Genomic DNA, 15,284 nt, shown 5'->3' with positions numbered 1-15,284 from the left:
GGGCTGGGTGGGGAGGTCGAGGACGGGCTGGATGATGCGCCAGGATTCTTCGGCCAGGTCGAAGCGGACGAAGCGGCGGGGGTCGCCGGTCATCGCGTCGGTGAGGATGCGCTGGTAGGCCGCTTCCATCGGGCCCAGGACCTTGGTGAAGTCCACGCTGAGCGGGACTCGCCGGGTGCTGTCGCGCCCGGGGACCTTGGCGAGCAGGTCGAATGTGACGCCCGCATCGGGCTGGATGCGGAAGCGGATCAGATTGGGCTCTGGGGCGCCGTCGAAGAAGCTGATGGGCGGGGTGCGGAGTTGGGCGACCACTTCCAGATCGGTGGTGGCCAGTGCTTTACCGGAGCGGATGTAGAACGGGACGCCGGCCCAGCGCCAGTTGTTGATGCGCAGGCGCAGCGCAGCGTAGGTCTCGGTGGTCGAACCCTCACCGACGCCTTCGGTGGCGAGGTAGCCGTCGTACTGGCCGCGGACGACATCGCCGGGCGCGACGGCCTCGACGGCGCGCAGCACCCGCCACTTCTCGTCGATGAAGGCGCGTGAGTCGGTCGACGGCGGCGTGTCCATGGCCAGGAGCGCGAGGATCTGCAGAAGGTGGTTCTGGACGACATCGCGGATCGTGCCGTTGGCGTCGTAGAACGAGCCACGGTCGGCGACGTCGAAGTCCTCGGCCATCGTGATCTGCACGTTGTCGACGTAGTGACGGTTCCAGATCGGCTCCAGGAGCATGTTCTCGAACCGGAACATCAGAAGGTCTTCGATCGGCTCTTTGCCGAGAAAGTGGTCGACGCGCCTCAGATGGTCCTCGTCGAAGAACTTCAGCAACTCGGCGTTCAACGCCCGCGCCGACTCCAGGTCGTTGCCGAACGGCTTTTCGACGACCATCCGGGCGTTCCTGTTCAGGTTGACCTTGGCCAGGCCCTCGGCGACCGTCGCGAACAGCGAAGGAGGAACCGCAAGATAGTGAGTGAGGAATCCCGCATCGCCCACCTCGCCACGGATCGCATCGAAGGTGGCGCCGTCGGCGTAGTCGCCCGCGACGAGCCGGAGGTTCCCGGCGAACTTCTCGAACGCCGCGTCGTCCACCTTGTCGTGCTTGGCCTCGCAGGCCTCACGGGCCCGACTTCGCAGCCCGGCCAGGTCGAGGTCGGTCTTGGCGACCCCCACGATCGGCTGGTCCAGCACCCCGTCCGCCGTCAGCTGGTACAACGCCGGCAGCAGCATCTTGTACGCCAGATTCCCGGTGATCCCGAACAGCACCATCGCGTCGGCTCGCTCCATCGCCGGCCCCCTCTCGTCGGCTCACAGCTTGACGCCTCGGCCATCCGGAGAACAAGCGTCCCGCGGGTCGCATAGCGCCCGGTCATGGTCAGAACGTGTCGCCTCGTCTCCATCGACCCCGGTTCGCGTGACGTTCCGTGCCGATACCCGCTACTCGCCACGGCCGAGCGCCTCGCCCATTAACGATCATGGGTGCCCGGAGGTTCGTGTTGGCGGAGTGACCGTGACCACGCGGACCCTGCTCAGCGGGGCACGAGTTTGACGGTCGCGCTGCGGCGCGCGACATCGTCCACCGCCCGGTCCCGCGGAAAGGTGGGGATGCGGGTTTGGGACTGGCCAATGTTGACCCACTCGTCCGCGCCCACGGCGGTCACATCGAGATCCAGACGGCTCTGCGTTCCACGACCAGTGGGAAGCCGTTCAGTCGTCGACCAGGAGCGGTATGGACCGTATCGATCTGTCCTCCACGTCGAGAATGCGACCGAGCATTTTGATCACGCGCAGAGCCACCGAGCGGTCTTGGATCCGCAGGGCGGGCAGTACCCGGCTCATCTTCCGTTCGAGGTCGTGGGCTTCCGCCGTCGACCGTAGCCACGCGTCGACGATGACGTTGTAGGGACCTGCCACGAGATTGCACGCCCGGACCCCCGGCAGCATGCCGATCTTTCCCTCGGCGCTCTCCAGGTCGTGGACGTCGAGTGAGCCGAAGTAGACCGCGGTGACGGCACGTTTCGAGAGGTGGCGGGAGGTGTCACAGCGGAAGGTGATGAGCCTGGCTTCCATCAGGCGCGTCAGCCGGCGCCGCACCGCGACGGGGCCGAGCCCGACGTGTTCGGCGAGTTGCTCGAACGACATCCGCCCGTCGGCGCTGAGGGCGCGGGCGATGCGGCGGTCGTGAGCCTGCAGGACCGCGCCGTGATCGGGGCGGGTTCCGGTGTCGGCGCGCAGGCGGTGACGCTGTTCCGGGTTCAGCGCGCCCTCACGCCACCGGCTGGCCTCAAGCGCCGACCGCGTCACGATGTGGCTGCGCATGTTCGTGACACCCGGGACGTGCCCCACGCGGTCGAGGAGGTAATGGGACAATGCGTCGAGGTCGGGTGATTGCGCGAGTATCAGCACGTCCCGCGCACCGGACGTCAGTTTGACGGTGGCCGCCTCCACGTCCTCGGCAAGGACGGCCGCCACCTCGGTGGAGCGCCCCGGCGCGCAGTCGATCTCCACCAGGGCGCACGAAGGCGTCGCGGTGCCCGACAGGTGGGCGGTGACCCAGGCGACTCCTTCGGACTGCATACGCGACCATCGTCGGCTGACGGTGGCCGGGTCCACGCCGAGGACCGGCGCCAGGTCCCGCCAGCTCGCGCGCGGAGCGAATCGGACGGCGTCCACGATGGCGATGTCGAGTTCGTCGAAGGCCGAGGTCCCCATGTTCGGATGGCCCTTTCTGTGCGATGGACGCGGCTCCATGGGAGGAAACATGCGATCTTCGGGCCCATCCATCAGGTGACCTTAATGTAGATGGTCGGGGACGAAGCCCCGAAAAGTGCGTCGGCCTGGGGACGAGGCGGCTCTGCGGAGCTGGGACCGCCGGCGCGCATGCGGCGCCGTCCGTCCTGGGAACCCCGGCCCTGTCCGGGGAACGCTTCACGAAAGGTGGTCCACGTCATGAGCGTCCTGAACTCTCCGATCCCGCGATTCCACCTGGCCATGCCGGTCGACGACCTGTCCGCCGCGCGCCGCTTTTACGGGGAGGTGCTGGGCCTGGAGCAGGGGCGCAGCGCCGACACATGGGTGGACTGGAATCTGAACGGCCACCAGTTCGTGACGCACTTGGCGCCGGGCCGCTCGCGGCGCATCCACAACCCGGTGGACGGCCACGACGTCCCGGTGCCGCACTTCGGCCTGATCCTGACGGTCCCCGAGTTCCACCGGCTCGCCGATCGGCTGCGCGCGGGGGGCGCCGAGTTCGTCATCGAGCCCTACGTGCGATTCGAAGGACGGCCCGGTGAGCAGTGGACGATGTTCCTGCTCGATCCCGCGGGCAACGCGTTGGAATTCAAGGCGTTCGCCGACGACTCCCAAGTCTTCGCTACCTGACGGCGGGTGATCCGGTCCCGCACGATGGCTGATTTCGTGCAGGAAAGCCGCCCCATCGAGGAGAACATGCAATTTCGGAGCCTGTTCGTGCAGTGGCCGTAGCGTGACGACAGCCAGAACAAGAGACGGCCGGAACAGGACTTCACATGGAGATTGAGGGCAAGGCGTCCCTGCGGGTGCACAATGTCCGGCTCATCGACGGTGTCGGCTCGGAGGCCGTGCCCGATGCCGTGCTGGCCGCGGACGCCGACGGCCTGATCGCCTACGCCGGCCCGGCGAGCCACGCACCGCCGGCGCCGCCGGGGGGCCGGACGATCGACGGCCGGGGCGGAACCCTTCTTCCGGGGTTCTTCGACTGCCATGTGCATCTCGGTATGTCTTCGGACCGGTCAGTGGTGGAAGAGGCGCTGATGACGGAACCCGTCCTGCGCATGTTGCAGACGGCCGACCGATTGCGGCGAACCCTGGATTCCGGGATCACCTCCGCTCGCGACCTCGGCGCACTGCCGGCGGGATTCCGCCACGCCGTCGCCACGGGGCTCGTCCAGGGCCCGCGGTTGCAGGTGTCCGTCGGGATCATCAGCCACACGGGCGGGCACGCGGACACCACGCTGCCCGGCGGGATGAACCTCGGCCTCGACTTCTGTGAGCTCGCCGACGACGAGCACGAGGTGCGGAAGGCGGCGCGCCGGATGCTGCGCGCCGGCGCCGATGTCGTCAAGATCTGCACGACCGGCGGGATGAACAGCGCGGGGGACGATCCCGACGACGAGGACCTGCTCGAAGAGGAGATCGCCGCGGTCGTCGACGAAGCACGCCGACACCGCGGACGCGCTGTCGCCGCGCACGCCCAGGGTAGGGCAGGCGTCCTGGCGGCGATCCGGGGCGGCGTCCGCTCGGTCGAACACGGCTTCGGCATCGATGACCAGGGGTGCGAACTGCTCGGTGAGCGCGGTGCCTTCCTCGTGCCGACCTTGGCCACCGTCTTCCAGCCGCTGGACCGATCCAAGTTGCCACCGTGGGCGTACGAGAAGAAACGGCGCTGGAACGAGCGAGCGAAGGAGAACATCGCGGCGGCCATCGCGCGGAAGGTGAACATCGCCGCGGGAACCGACGCCGGCATCAGCGAGCATGGACGGAATCTCGCCGAGCTGCGGTACCTGGTGGAGCTCGGCATGAGCCCGATGGACGCCATCCGCGCGGCGACGTCGAACAGCGCACGCCTGCTGGGGGTCGACGACCGGCTGGGGGCTCTGCTCCCGGGCATGTGCGCCGATTTCGTCATCTGCGCGGGCGACCCGCTGCGGGACGTCGGCGTGCTGGCCGAACCGGAGAACATCGTCGTGGTCGCCCAGCAGGGGGTCGTCCGAAAGCTCACGCCACCCGCGGCCGACACCGGTGATCGTCGATCTGAGCCCGCACCCGAAGCAGTGGTGATCGCCCCCGCGCCGTCTGTTGCCTCGCATCACACGGAAGGGACATCATGACTGACGCGCCCAACACCGACGTCCTCATCATCGGAGCCGGGCCCACCGGCCTGACGCTGGCATGCGACCTCGCTCGTCGCGGTGTCGCCTCCCGCATCGTCGAGCGGGATGCCGTGCCGAACCGCGCCTCCAAGGCCAAGACCATCAAGCCCCGCTCCCTCGAAGTACTCGACGACCTCGGGGTCGTCGAGCACGTGCTGCGGCGCGGAGTCGTCTGGCTTCCCGTGCGCTTCCACGAACCGTCCGGCGCGGTCCTGGACAAGCCGCCGATCTCGGACCGGGCGGACCAGTCGTTCTCCACGCCGTATCCCGATTCGCGGTGGATCGGCCAGTTCGACATCGAGTACGCACTGCGGCAACGGCTCGAAGAGCTCGGTGGCCGGGTGGAGTTCGGCGCCGAGGCGGTCGGCCTCGAACAGGACGACGACGGTGTCACCGTCGCGCTGCGGACATCGGCCGGCGAGCGGACCGTTCGCGCGCGCTACGTCGTCGGGGCGGACGGAGGTAGGAGCAGCACCCGCAGGTTCGTCGGGCTCCCGCTGGTCGGCAAGACCTACGAGCGGCAGCGCTGGTACCTCGGGGACGTCACCGTGCCGGACCTCGACCGCTCCCACATGCACATCTGGCCGTCCGAACGCGGCATGCTCGGTCTCACCCCGCTGCCCGGCGGTGACCTGTGGCAGTTCCAGAGCCCGATCCTGCCGGACGACGAGCCGGGAACCCCGTCACTGGAGTTCTATCAGCGACTGTTCGACGAACGCGTCGGCAAGGGCGCCGTGGTCCTGGAGAGCGCGACCTGGCTGTCGGTCTACCAGGTCAACGCCCGCGTGGTGGAGGACTACCGCAAGGGACGGGTCCTGCTCGCCGGTGACGCCGCCCATGTGCACTCTCCCGCGGGGGGCCAGGGCATGAACACCGGCATCCAGGACGCCTACAACCTCGGCTGGAAACTCACGAGCGTCATCGACGGCGCCCGCCAGAGCCTGCTGGACACCTACACCGCCGAACGGCTCCCCGTCGCACGCACCGTCCTGGAGCTGAGCACGGAGAAGATGACCAGGACGATGGAGCAGGCGGGCCGCGGCAGCGAGGACGGGCTGGGCTCGGCACTCGACGAGATCTCCGACGGCTCGATGACCACCGGGCTGGGGATCCACTACCGCACCGGCCCGATCACCTACCCGGGCGGCGAGCGGCGCACGTCCGGACCGGTGGCCGGCGACCGGGCTCCGAACGCGGACGGCCTGGAAGGCGCCGGGTTCAGCGGCGACCTCTTCGACCTCATGCGCGGACCGCATTGGTCCCTGATCGCCTTCGAGCACACCGAACCGGTCGTCTTCGACAACGCCAAACCGACCCACATGCACGTCCACCGCATCGGATCCTCTCCGGACAGCGCCATCGTCGACGTCGCAGGCGAATTCCGGCGGATCTACGACCCCTACCCGGGTGAGCTCATTCTCGTCAGGACCGACGGATACATCGCGGCCCGGGTGCCGGCCGGCCAGGAGATGGACGTGATCAACCACCTCGCACCGTTCCGGTCGATCGGCAACCAGGTCAGGCCCTACTGATCAAGCCCTACCTGGCCAGGCCCTTTCGGGGCTCCGTCAACGTCATCTCGATTTCCTAAGGCTCCATACCGGCGCCATGTCGTGGGACGGCGCCTCCTATGCGACCCCGCCCGCATGCGTGTTGGGAAAGGAGTGCCTCATGCGAGGCAGCAGCGTCGGCAATGCCGCCCCAGAACCGATCGGCGGTGGGCGCCAAACGCGATGGAGCAAGCGGCTCGCCGGCCAGGTGGCCGTCCTGATCATGGTGAACGCCATGGTGGACACGGTGATCGCGGGACCGTTGATCGTCCTGTCCGAGATGCTCGATCACTTCGGCACCGACGAGGCGGCGTGGCTCAATGCCAGTGCGATGCTGGCGGGAGCGATGTGGGCGCCGCTACTCGGAAAGGCCGCCGACATCTACGGGAAGCGGAAGATCCTCGGGGGGACGTTGCTCGTCTCCTGCGCCGGTGCCCTCGTTTGTCTCGTCGCCCCCAATCTCTCGGTGTTCATCTTCGGACGCCTGCTGCAGGGAGCGGCCGTGGCGTCCTTCTTCCTGGCGGTCGCGCTCATCCGCGACATCTGCGGGCCCCGCATCGGGATGACCGTCGTAGGCATCGTGACGTCCGGCTCGGCGATCCTCGGCATCGCCACCCCCGCCCTCTTCGTGCTGATGGCGGACGCGTACGGCTACAGGAGCGTATTCGTCCTGTCGGCGGCGGTCGCGTTCGCCATGGCGATCTGCGTGCGCACCCTCCTACCCGAATCCCAGATCAGGACGCCGGGCAGGCTCGACATCGCCGGGGCCGTTCTCCTCGGCGGAGGTATGGCGACGGTGCTCAGCTATGTCAGCCTCGGACCCGACTTCGGCTGGTTCGCCGCAGGCCCGCTCACTCTCCTCGCCGCCGGCATCGCGGTACTGGCCGCATGGTTCCGGCAATCGGGCCGGGTTCCCGAGCCCCTGGTCGACCTCAGGACGCTCGGCAGACCCCTGGTGGTCACGCTTCTGCTGGTCATTCTCGGGACCGGTTCGTACCAGAGCATGCTTCAGCTCATCGGCATCATCAAGGATGTCTCGCCTGATCAGGGCCTCGGGTACGGGATCGCCGAGCAAGGCCCGGTGGCCCTGCTCTTCGCCGCGCCGTCGCTCGGAATCATGATCGGGGGGCCCCTTGCCGGAGCGCTCGCGACGCGGTTCGGTCCGGCCTCGACACTGGCCGCCGGAGCGGCACTCGGAATGGTGGGGACCTTCGGGATGTTCCTCGGGGTCTCCCAGCTCTATGTCGCGGTCGTGTTCGCCTTCATGCTGGGTCTCACGGCGGGAGCGCTCGTGACCTCCGGCTTCAACATGGCCGGGGTCCTGGCGCCCGCCGAACGACAGGGCAGTGTGACCAGCATGGTCATGGTCATGATCGCGATCGGTTCGGTGGTCATGAATTTCGTGGGTACGGCCGTGCTGAAGTCCACCCAGGTGGTCGTCGGCGGATCGACGGAGAACTCGGGCACGGGAGTGTCCAGCTACATTGGCGTCGGGCTCGGCGCGTTCCTGGCCGCCGCGGTGCTGGCCGTCATCCTGGTGCGCATGCGGCGCGGCGCGGATGTGCCCCCCGCGCCGGCCTCCTCGGTGTCCGTGGCCCTTTCCGACTAGTTCCCTCGCAGGCAGGGATCCCGACGCAGGAGGAAGCGGAGAATGCAGTCAGAGACCGAGCGGTCCGATGCCGGGCACATCGATGAGCATCCGTACTCGGTGGCCTTCCGCAGCGGCGACCTTGTCGCGGTGTCCGGCAGGCTCGGCGTGGACGCGTCCGGCCATCTGGTGCCGGGCGGGTTCGACGCGGAATGCGCGCGGGCGTTCACCAACCTCGACGCCGCGCTGGAGTCGGCCGGCGCGTCCCGGCGCGATGTGGTCAAGGTGGTCGCCTATCTGACCGACATCGCCGACCGTTCCCGGCTCAACGCCACCTACCAGGGCTTCTTCGCCGAGCCCCGCCCGGCGCGCAGCTGCGTCGGGGTCGCCGCGCTGCCGTACGGCGCCGTGGTGGAGGTCGAGGCGCTGGCACGGGTACGGGACGCGCCCGCCATCGGCGGGAGCGCCACCGAAGGCCACTGACCACGAACCGCTGACCACGAAGGGAGGGACACTGTGACGTACACCCCGCCGGTCACCTTGGACGACGTCCGCGACGCCGCGGCCCGGATCGAGGGAGTCGCGCATCGTACCCCCGTGCTGCGTTCACGGACCCTGGACCGGCTGGTGGGCGCCGAGGTGTTCCTGAAGTGCGAGAACTTCCAGCGCGTGGGGGCGTTCAAGTTCCGCGGCGCCTACAACGCCGCGGCGCGCCTGGCCCCCGAGCAGCTGGCCAAGGGCATTGCGGCCTACTCCTCGGGCAACCACGCCCAAGCCGTCGCTCTGGCCGCCAGGGAGCTGGGCACCACCGCTGTGATCCTCATGCCCGAGGACGCCCCGCGCTCGAAGCGGGAGGCGACCGCCGGGTACGGCGCCGAAATCGTCACCTACGACCGCTACACCGGTGACCGGGCCGTGATCGGCGCGGCGCTGGCCGCCGAGCGGGGCCTGGCTCTGATCCCGCCCTACGACCATCCGGATGTGATCGCCGGCCAGGGCACCGCGGCCCTCGAACTTCTGCGGGACACCGGGCGGCTGGACATGCTGGTCGTGCCGGTCGGCGGTGGCGGGCTCATGGCCGGCTGCGCCACCGCGGCCACGGGCCTGCACCCAGGCATCCGCATGATCGGTGTCGAGCCGGAGGCCGGGGACGACACCAAGCGCTCCCTGGAGGCCGGCCGGCGCGTCACCATCGACGTGCCGCGCACGATCGCCGACGGCCAGGCCCTGCCCACTCCAGGTGAGCTGACCTTTCCCGTCAACCGGCGCCTGGTCGAGGCCATCTCGCTGGTCACCGATGACGAGGTCCGAGAGGCGATGCGGTTCGCCTTCGAACGTCTGAAGATCGTCGTTGAGCCGAGCGGCGCCACCGGCCTGGCGGCCCTGCTGGCCGGGCGCACCGAGAATCCGCGCGGGTCGATCGGCGTGGTCGTCTCGGGCGGCAACGTCAGCACCGAGCGCTTCGCCGAGCTGTGCGGGTGGCCGGTCGAGAGGGTGGCGATCTAGGCCGCTCGTCCTGGTGAAGCGCCTGTGCGGCGGCTATCCGGTGAGGCGTTGCCAGGGGCCGCGGGCGAGACGCTCGACCGCGTCGGCAGACGGGGTGAAGCCGGAGCCCGGAGCCGAGCTGATCGGGAGCCGGCCGTCGTCGAGGTGGAACTCTTGATCCGCCAGCGCGTCGAACCAGGGGACGTACTCCAGCCAGACCTCGTGCTGGGGAACCGTCGCCAGTATCTGTGCTGAGACGTGCGGATAGAGGTGGGGGAGCATCGTCGCGCCGGCGCCGTGCACGATCTCGGCGGCATGGACCCAGGCGCCCATGCCCCCCAAACGTTCGAGTTCGCCGACGATGTAGGGGATCCCCGCCTCAAGGAGCGCCCGGAGTTCCCGCATCGAGAAGCAGGTCTCCCCGGTGGCGACCGGGACCGGTGAGCTGCGAGCCAGCTCGCGGTACCCGTCGAGGTCGTCCTGCGCTATCGGATCTTCGATCCACGCCAACCCGAGATGAGCGAATCGCTCCGACGCGCGGAGGGCGTCCGGCAGAGTCCAGCGCTGAAGGGCATCGACCATCAGCGAGACATCACCCGGCAGGGACTGCTTGACCGCCTCCAGCCGTGCGACGTCCTCTTCGATGTCCGGCTTGCCGACCATCATCTTCATGGCGCGAAGGCCCCGGTCGTACATCGCCGCGGCCTCCACCAGGAGTTCCTCCACGCGAGAGTGCAGCATGAGTCCCGTCTGATAGACGCGGACGTGGTCGCGTCGCCGGCCGAGCACCTCGCTCAGGCTGGCGCCGCGACGGCGGCACAGGAGGTCCTCGATCGCCATCTGCAGGCCCGAGACACCGAAGGCGGCCACGCCGCCGGCGCCGAGGAACGCCGTCGCCTGGCGCATCGAGCCGAGAAGCCCCGGGGCGTCCTTCAGCGAGCGCTGTTCGACGAGGTCGGCCAGATAGCGAAGGCCGGCCTCAAGGAGGGGCGCCTGCCGGTCGCGCTGGACCCACAGCAGGGAATGGCCCTGTACCCCGTCCTCGTCGGTCACCCGGACGAGCAGGACCGGCAGGTCGGACGGGGTGCGCCTCCCATCGGGCAGCGTGAAGGAGGGGAGCCCGGTCGCGAGCGCGAGGTGCCGCACCTCGGCGCGCGCGACCCGGGCGTCCGTGGCACCGGCGTCGCCTTCCAGCAGCCCGGCGATATCGGTCATGGTGTCGGCATCCCCCAGGCCGGGTCGTGCAGCACGTCGTCGTGGCTGGCGTCGAGTTCCTCGCCCGTCCAGCGGATCGCGCCGGGCGTACGCCCGAACCGCGGCACGACGGCCGGCATGCGCAACGGGCCGTACTCGGGGTCGTCGACCGCTTCGATGGTTCCCCTGGCCCGGTAGTGCTCGTCAGCGAAGATGTCTGCGATGTCGTATTCGATGCAGTAGGCGACGTCGTTGTCGTCGCAGACCTTGGTGAGTTCCTCCGTCGAGCGCCGCCCGACCCATGCGCCGAGGATGTCGTCGAGTTCCGCGCGGTTCTTCACACGGGACGAGTTGGTGGCGAACCGCGGGTCCGACGCCAGTTCGGACCCGCCTACGGTCTCAAGAAGGCGTTCGGCGACAGGCTGGGTGCTGGCCGTGAGCGAGAACCACTTTCCGTCGGCGGTCTGCCAGGTGCCGACCGGGGCGACATAGGTGTTCGACGTGCCCTCCCGGCCGATGACCTTGCCCTCCTGGTCGTAGGTGGCCGATATGAGCTCCATGACCCGGAAGCACGCTTCGTACAGCGCGAGGTCGATCTCCTGCCCCTCCCCCGATCGCCGGCGCTCCGCGTAGGCGGCGAGCACGGCGGCCGTGCCGGTCAGGGCACCGAAGTAGTCGCCCACGGGTATGCCGGGATGGAGGGGCGGGCGGTCGGGGAAGCCGTTGATCGAAGAGAAGCCGCTGAACGACTGAGCGATCCGGCCGAACGCCCGGTGAGTCCGGTTGGGGCCGGTCTGCCCGAAGCCACTGACGCGCAGCATGATGATGCCGGGGTTCTCGGCCCGCAGCGACGCGTAGTCGAGGCCCCAGCGTTCCATGGAGCCCGGCGTGAAGTTCTCGATGAGAATGTCGGCGGCCCTGACGAGGCGGAGAAGAACGCCGCGGCCGTCGTCGGTACGCAGATCCAGTGCGACCGAGCGTTTCCCGCGTCCGTTGACCTTCCACCACAGCGGGGCACCGGAGTGCGACCCGAGCTTTCGGATCGGGTCGCCGATCCCAGGCTGCTCTATCTTCACGACATCGGCACCCCAATCGGCGAGGAAAGTGCCGATCAGCGGACCGGCGACGAGCTGTCCAATGTCGAGCACCCGAATTCCCACGAGTGGTCCCTTGGGTGCGGGCCGGTGATTTTTCGCCGTCATGCGCCCTCCTTGGTTCGGGACGATACCGACGAGAACACGGGGCGAGGATGGTGGTGATTGCACCAGCCAGCGCATGACCTGATTCCCGGGTATCCGGAGCACTAGTTAAAGGCGCACCACGCTTTCCCGGGCGGTCGGCGGTAACGTGCCCGCCGTGGGGCACATAGAAGTCGGCGAGGCACGACGAGACGCCGCGGCGATTTCCGGGGTCGGTCACACCGAGTACTCCAGGAACTCCGGAGTCACGACGCTCACGCTGGCGGTCCGCGCCATCCAGACCGCGCTCGCCGATGCCGGGCTCTCGCAGCACGACGTGGACGGTGTCGCCTGCCACCGCGTGGGGGACTCCGCCGATCCCGCGCTGGTGGCACAGGTACTCGGCGTCCGGGATCTGAGGTTCGCGCGGGACGTGTTCGGCGGCGGTAGTTCCTGTATCGCGCCGCTGGACGCCGCGGCGACCGCGGTCGCGACCGGGCGTGCCCGCTGTGTCGTCGTGTGGCGGGCGCTCAATGCCCGCTCGGGTGTGCGGATGGCCGGGGCGGCGGCGAACCCGGCGTTGTCCGGGGACGCGCAGTACTGGCTGCCGTACGACCACGCATCGGCACCGCAGCAGTTCGCGATGTTCGCCCGGATGTACATGCACGAGTGCGGCCTGAGCGCCGAGGATCTCGGACGGGTGGCGATCGCGCAGCGGGCCCACGCCGTCCGCAACCCGCGGGCGATGATGCGGCGGCCGATGACGATGGACGACTACCTCGGGTCCCGGTGGATCGCCGAGCCTCTCCGGCTGCTCGACTGCTGCCCGGAGACGGACGCCGCCGTCGCGCTGGTCGTGACGCCGGCGGCCCGAGCCGGCGACCTGAGGCGGACACCGGTCACCATCACGGCGACGGCCTTCGGCGGCGGCAACCAGCTGGCCTCCAACCATCACCCGGATCCCACCGTCCCGGGCGCCGCGGCCATGGCCACACGGCTCTACGCCGCCGCGGGGCTGGGGCCCGAGGAGATCGATCTTGCCGAGTTCTACGACGCGTTCACACCGCTTGTACCGCTCCAGCTGGAGTCCTATGGCTTCTGCGAGCGGGGGGAGGCGGCCCGCATGATCAGGGACGGTGCCATCGGCCTCGGCGGCGCCCTGCCGGTCAATACCCACGGCGGTCATCTTTCGGAGGGCTATGTGCACGGGCTCAACCATGTCGCCGAAGCGGTCCTCCAACTGCGCCGCGATTGCGGCGAGCGCCAGGTGCCGGACGCCGAGGTCGCGCTGTCGACGGCGCAGCCCGGTGTGAACAGCGGACTCACCGGCGCCGTGATCCTGAAGCGGGCCGCGTGAGCGCGCGGCCGTATCCCGCGACCGATCTCGACTCCGCCCCGTGGTGGGAGGCGCTGCGGCGCCGCGAGCTCCTCCTGCAGGCGTGCGGTCCCTGTCGCCGGCTGCGCTGGCCGGCCAGGGCGATCTGCAACGACTGCGGCTCCGACGACTGGACGTGGGTGCCGGCCTCCGGGTTCGGCACCGTCGCGTCCTGGACGGTGACGCACCGGCCCGCCACGGCGGGCGGGCCGTTCGTCGTCGTCCTGGTTCGCCTTGACGATCAGGACGACATTCTGATGCCGGGCTACGTCGACGGACCCCAGGACGGTGCCGGGCTCGTTATCGGGCTGCCCGTCCAGGTCGGCTTCGAGGACGTCGCGGCCGGCGACGGCGGGCGTGATCTCGTCGTACTGCGCTGGCGGCCTGTGCATCGCAGCGGTTGAGAGCGTCACCGAGGGGCGGGGAGGTGCCGCCCCTCATCGCGTCAGCCGGCGAGCAGCGCGGCCATGCGGTCCCGTGATCGCTGGTCCTCGAGCATGTGGATCATGACCAGCAGGTCGGGATGGTCGAGCGGCCGGAGCTGGACGACCCGGGCCCGTATGCCGCCGACGTCGGGGTGCTCGATCCTCTCCAGATGCCCGGTGAAGCCCTGCACCTCGTGGCGTCGCCAGGTTCTCCGGAAGAAGTCGCTGCCCTCGTTCAACCCGTCGATCACCTGGGCGAATCGTCCGTTGCCCGGGTACTTGGCGGCCTCGATCCGGAATCGCGAGATCGCGGACTCCGTCTCCCTCTCCCAGTCGACGAGACGCTCCTTGAGCTCGGGGCACATGACCTGGATCCACAGGCCGTTGCGGTGCTCCTTTTCCAGCGTGGACGGATCGACGAAGAGCCGGGAGTACGCCCGGTTCCACGTCACGAGGTCCGTGACCGGCCGCATCAGCTGCGCCGGGTGCGGCAGCAGGCTGTCGACGAGCGCGACGAGGCTCTCATCGACCTCCGGACGGCCGCGGTCGAGCGTCCTGGGCGCGATTCCGGCGAGCCGGCGCAGGTAGCGGTGCCCGTTGTCGTCGAGCTGCAGCGCCCGCGCGAGCGCCTCGATGACCTGCGGCGTCGTGTGGATGTCGCGGCCCTGCTCCAGCCAGGTGTACCACGTGAGGCTCACCGCCGCGGTGTCCGCCACCTCGTGACGCCGAAGGCCCTTGACCCGCCGCCGGCCACGGCGGGGGATGCCGAGGTCCTCCGGCTGCAGGGACTCGCGCCGCGTCCGGAGGAAGGCCGCGAGTTCCTCGCGCCGGGCCTGCTCTTCGCTTCTCCGAGGCGACTGGACTAGTTCGGTCATGCTGGTTCCACCGTTTCTCCGCATGTCGGCTGCTCTCGGCCGAGCAGCGCGTGTGCCTGGATGGCGGCGAGCGCACTACGGGGGCGGTAGGCGGCGCCCATAGACTAAACTGCACCGTTCAGTTCGATTAGGCAAGAGGTAGCAGGTCACGGAAGGAAAAGTGATGACAGTCGTCGAAGGGCCGCGTCGCCGGGGACGCTCACCGCAGAAGCGGACCGCGGTGCTCGACGCGGCACGGGAGCTGTTCCTCGCGGACGGCTACGACCGGGCGAGCGTCGACGCCATCGCGGCCCGCGCCGGGGTGTCGAAGGCCACGGTGTACGACCACTTCGGCGACAAGGGGAAGATGTACCTGGCCGTGGTGGACCAGGTGTCGGAGAGGCTCCTGGTCACCATCCGGGCCGCGATCGAGGAAGAGCTGCCGGAAGGCTGTGATCTGCGGGCGGGACTGTTCTCGTTCGCTCGCCGTGTCGCCACGGACGCGTTCGCGTCCTCCGACTTCGTCCTGTTCCGGAAGCTCACCAGCACGGGGCCGGCCGGCCGCCGGGTCCCCGGTTCGATGAGGAACGCGCCGAAGGAGCTCTTCGTGCGGCGCATGGAGTCGTTCATCGAAGCCGGGGCCGTCAACGCCGAGAACCCGTGGCGCGCGGCGGAGCATTTCATCGCCCTCACGTTCCTGCTCGCCCTCGACACGCTCGACCCCACCGTGA

General features: G+C 69.2%; 14 protein-coding genes. 9 read left to right on the top strand and 5 right to left on the bottom strand.

Going from position 1 to position 15,284, the window contains the following annotated elements:
• Together zwf and E1287_RS36625 are read right to left on the bottom strand one after the other, a co-directional pair.
• On the bottom strand, positions 1–1,281 hold a 1,281-nt coding region (gene zwf / locus E1287_RS36630; protein ID WP_131969874.1), incomplete at its 3' end, for a glucose-6-phosphate dehydrogenase.
• Positions 1,282–1,701: 420 nt separating this feature from the next.
• Positions 1,702–2,778, bottom strand: coding sequence for an Lrp/AsnC family transcriptional regulator (locus E1287_RS36625; protein ID WP_131969873.1), 1,077 nt, complete (start codon positions 2,776–2,778; stop codon positions 1,702–1,704).
• Positions 2,779–2,943: 165 nt separating this feature from the next.
• On the opposite strand from E1287_RS36625, the gene E1287_RS36620 reads away from it, so the two are divergent.
• The 6 genes from E1287_RS36620 (at position 2,944) to E1287_RS36595 (ending at position 9,548) form a co-directional block, all read left to right on the top strand.
• A complete protein-coding gene (locus tag E1287_RS36620; RefSeq protein ID WP_131969872.1) occupies positions 2,944–3,375 on the top strand; it encodes a VOC family protein in 432 nt (143 codons plus the stop codon).
• A gap of 146 nt (positions 3,376–3,521) precedes the next feature.
• On the top strand, positions 3,522–4,862 hold the full coding sequence (locus E1287_RS36615; protein WP_131969871.1) for an amidohydrolase family protein: 1,341 nt from the start codon (positions 3,522–3,524) through the stop codon (positions 4,860–4,862).
• Positions 4,859–6,436 (top strand): FAD-dependent monooxygenase, encoded by a 1,578-nt coding sequence (locus E1287_RS36610; RefSeq protein WP_131969870.1) that lies wholly within the window; start codon positions 4,859–4,861, stop codon positions 6,434–6,436. Before E1287_RS36615 ends, E1287_RS36610 begins: the two co-directional genes overlap by 4 nt.
• 76 nt (positions 6,437–6,512) lie before the next feature.
• Positions 6,513–8,063, top strand: a complete 1,551-nt coding sequence (locus E1287_RS36605) for an MFS transporter (RefSeq protein WP_243719685.1) — start codon at positions 6,513–6,515, stop codon at positions 8,061–8,063.
• A gap of 42 nt (positions 8,064–8,105) precedes the next feature.
• Complete coding sequence (locus tag E1287_RS36600) at positions 8,106–8,525, top strand: Rid family hydrolase (protein ID WP_131969869.1); 420 nt, start codon at positions 8,106–8,108, stop codon at positions 8,523–8,525.
• A 33-nt stretch (positions 8,526–8,558) separates the two neighbouring features.
• A complete protein-coding gene (locus E1287_RS36595) occupies positions 8,559–9,548 on the top strand; it encodes a pyridoxal-phosphate dependent enzyme (RefSeq protein ID WP_131969868.1) in 990 nt (329 codons plus the stop codon).
• Positions 9,549–9,581: 33 nt separating this feature from the next.
• Here the strand turns inward: E1287_RS36595 and E1287_RS36590 are convergent, their stop codons facing one another.
• Both E1287_RS36590 and E1287_RS36585 read right to left on the bottom strand, forming a co-directional pair.
• A complete protein-coding gene (locus E1287_RS36590; RefSeq protein ID WP_131969867.1) occupies positions 9,582–10,742 on the bottom strand; it encodes a mandelate racemase/muconate lactonizing enzyme family protein in 1,161 nt (386 codons plus the stop codon).
• Positions 10,739–11,998 (bottom strand): CoA transferase, encoded by a 1,260-nt coding sequence (locus E1287_RS36585; protein ID WP_131969866.1) that lies wholly within the window; start codon positions 11,996–11,998, stop codon positions 10,739–10,741. Before E1287_RS36585 ends, E1287_RS36590 begins: the two co-directional genes overlap by 4 nt.
• A gap of 79 nt (positions 11,999–12,077) precedes the next feature.
• Between E1287_RS36585 and E1287_RS36580 the strand changes: the two genes are divergently transcribed.
• Both E1287_RS36580 and E1287_RS36575 read left to right on the top strand, forming a co-directional pair.
• On the top strand, positions 12,078–13,256 hold the full coding sequence (locus E1287_RS36580; RefSeq protein WP_243719684.1) for an acetyl-CoA acetyltransferase: 1,179 nt from the start codon (positions 12,078–12,080) through the stop codon (positions 13,254–13,256).
• Positions 13,253–13,678, top strand: coding sequence for an OB-fold domain-containing protein (locus E1287_RS36575; protein ID WP_131969865.1), 426 nt, complete (start codon positions 13,253–13,255; stop codon positions 13,676–13,678). The genes E1287_RS36580 and E1287_RS36575 overlap by 4 nt, the downstream gene beginning before the upstream one ends.
• A 41-nt stretch (positions 13,679–13,719) precedes the next feature.
• Here E1287_RS36575 and E1287_RS36570 read toward each other — a convergent pair whose 3' ends face one another.
• Complete coding sequence (locus E1287_RS36570; protein ID WP_207934674.1) at positions 13,720–14,574, bottom strand: helix-turn-helix transcriptional regulator; 855 nt, start codon at positions 14,572–14,574, stop codon at positions 13,720–13,722.
• 163 nt (positions 14,575–14,737) lie between these two features.
• Here E1287_RS36570 and E1287_RS36565 point away from each other — a divergent pair.
• Positions 14,738–15,284: TetR/AcrR family transcriptional regulator (locus E1287_RS36565; RefSeq protein WP_131969863.1), on the top strand; the 547-nt coding region annotated here is incomplete at its 3' end.

Source organism: Actinomadura sp. KC06 (assembly GCF_004348735.1).
Taxonomy (GTDB): Bacteria; Actinomycetota; Actinomycetes; order Streptosporangiales; family Streptosporangiaceae; genus Spirillospora.
This window is presented reverse-complemented; position numbering and strand designations above follow the sequence as displayed.

Excerpts from the sequence above, each read along its gene's own strand:
- E1287_RS36625 (WP_131969873.1), bottom strand. The coding sequence starts at position 2,778 with ATGGATGGGCCCGAAGATCGCATGTTTCCTCCCATGGAGCCGCGTCCA.
- E1287_RS36620 (WP_131969872.1), top strand. The coding sequence starts at position 2,944 with ATGAGCGTCCTGAACTCTCCGATCCCGCGATTCCACCTGGCCATGCCG.
- E1287_RS36615 (WP_131969871.1), top strand. The coding sequence starts at position 3,522 with ATGGAGATTGAGGGCAAGGCGTCCCTGCGGGTGCACAATGTCCGGCTC.
- E1287_RS36610 (WP_131969870.1), top strand. The coding sequence starts at position 4,859 with ATGACTGACGCGCCCAACACCGACGTCCTCATCATCGGAGCCGGGCCC.
- E1287_RS36605 (WP_243719685.1), top strand. The coding sequence starts at position 6,513 with ATGTCGTGGGACGGCGCCTCCTATGCGACCCCGCCCGCATGCGTGTTG.
- E1287_RS36600 (WP_131969869.1), top strand. The coding sequence starts at position 8,106 with ATGCAGTCAGAGACCGAGCGGTCCGATGCCGGGCACATCGATGAGCAT.
- E1287_RS36590 (WP_131969867.1), bottom strand. The coding sequence starts at position 10,742 with ATGACCGATATCGCCGGGCTGCTGGAAGGCGACGCCGGTGCCACGGAC.
- E1287_RS36585 (WP_131969866.1), bottom strand. The coding sequence starts at position 11,998 with ATGCGCTGGCTGGTGCAATCACCACCATCCTCGCCCCGTGTTCTCGTC.
- E1287_RS36570 (WP_207934674.1), bottom strand. The coding sequence starts at position 14,574 with ATGACCGAACTAGTCCAGTCGCCTCGGAGAAGCGAAGAGCAGGCCCGG.